This is a genomic window from Methylobacterium sp. WL18 (assembly GCF_008040015.1).
Classification (GTDB): Bacteria; Pseudomonadota; Alphaproteobacteria; order Rhizobiales; family Beijerinckiaceae; genus Methylobacterium; species Methylobacterium mesophilicum.
This window is the reverse complement of the sequence record NZ_VRVD01001081.1, coordinates 1-907: the sequence shown is the minus strand read 5'-3', so window position 1 is coordinate 907 and position 907 is coordinate 1. Positions and strand designations below refer to the sequence as shown.

At 72.1% G+C, this 907-nt stretch carries 1 protein-coding gene and 1 pseudogene; one reads left to right on the top strand and one right to left on the bottom strand.

Going from position 1 to position 907, the window contains the following annotated elements; translation table 11 throughout:
• Positions 1 to 89: 89 nt before the first annotated feature.
• A complete protein-coding gene (locus FV228_RS31010) occupies positions 90 to 422 on the bottom strand; it encodes a hypothetical protein (RefSeq protein ID WP_147857895.1) in 333 nt (110 codons plus the stop codon).
• 162 nt (positions 423 to 584) lie between these two features.
• Between FV228_RS31010 and FV228_RS31005 the strand changes: the two are divergent.
• Positions 585 to 907, top strand: a pseudogene (locus FV228_RS31005) (phosphoenolpyruvate carboxylase); the annotation flags it as partial.

Below are 907 nucleotides of genomic sequence, written 5' to 3'. Positions count from 1 at the left end.
GCCCGGCGCGGCCTGCGGGGCCGGCACTCCGGCCGGCAGGCAGGCGAACGGGAGGGCGAGCAGCAGGCCGGCCGCCCCGGGATACAGCCTCATCGGTCCGCCTCCGGCAGATCGCGCCGCGGCGGCTCGATCCGGCCGGTCCTATCGAGGGCTCTGATCGGTTGCAATTCGATCGCTTCCAAATCGAGTACGCGCGTGTCGAGGAGGTGCGGGTCCGGAACGCGCGGGTCGAGATCCTGCGCCGCGCGGTCGATCGGGCTGATGCGCGGGCCGACCGAGCCGATCACCAGGTCCTCGTCCTCGACGTCGAGTTCGGAGCCCATGCGGAGGGGTTCGCGCCGGCCCCGGGCCGTCATGGCGGCGACCGCAAGTCCCGCGACGACGAAGGCCACTATAGCCAGGATGATCAGCAGGCGCTCCATCAGGCGGGAAGCTCTAACCCGCTCGAAGGCCCGTCGTCACCCCGTACTCGGCCGAACGGCGACCGCATGCGGGATCGGACCGCACCGGCGACTCCGTGGAACACGGCTTGCGTAAGGTGCTGGGCCGGGTAGACGCGAGCGAGCCGGAGTCGGGACCGATCCATGCAGCACGAGTCGAGCCGCGAGCCGGAGGAACTGGAGAGCCATCTCCTCGGCCTCATCGAGAGCGCCCGGGAGCAGGCCCGGGAGGACCCGTTCCGCAACCCCGTCCTGGCCGTGACGCTCGCGATCACCCGCCGGTTCGACCGCAACGAGATCGCGGCGGACGACCTCGACGGCCTGTTCGAGCGGCTGCGCGCCCCGGCCCTGGCGGCCCGGACGGCGTCTCCGCCTTCGCGGCCTTCATCCACCGCATCGCCTTCGCGGTGGTGTTCACGGCGCATCCGACCTTCGGCATGCCGCGCGCCGTGGCGACCCTGCTGGCG